Below are 278 nucleotides of genomic sequence, written 5' to 3' on the forward strand. Positions count from 1 at the left end.
TGCGAAGGCCGCTCAGGGGTACCTCGGCCAGGTGTGCGGCGACGTCGAGGACGGCGAGCGGCGGGCGCTTCTCGGCGTCGTCCTCGGGGGTCGCGGGCTTCGTCTTCCCGGCCTTCTTCGGGTCGTCCTCCTCGTCCCCGATGCGCGGACAGACCACGTACGCCTGGTGGCCGTTCTCGGCCTCCGCGCGGACCCGTTCCCAGGCGCGGGCCAGGAAGTGGGGTTTGTCGGCGGCGGGGACGACATGGCTGGCGATGGGCGAGCGGCCGGCCGGGAGC

General features: G+C 74.1%; 1 pseudogene. It reads right to left on the reverse strand.

The annotated features are described in order from the left end of the window. Nucleotides 1–278 (reverse strand): annotated as a pseudogene (locus tag J0695_RS42915) (ATP-dependent DNA helicase RecG); the annotation flags it as partial.

The organism is Streptomyces beijiangensis (assembly GCF_017315755.1).
GTDB classification, from domain to species: Bacteria; Actinomycetota; Actinomycetes; order Streptomycetales; family Streptomycetaceae; genus Streptomyces; species Streptomyces beijiangensis.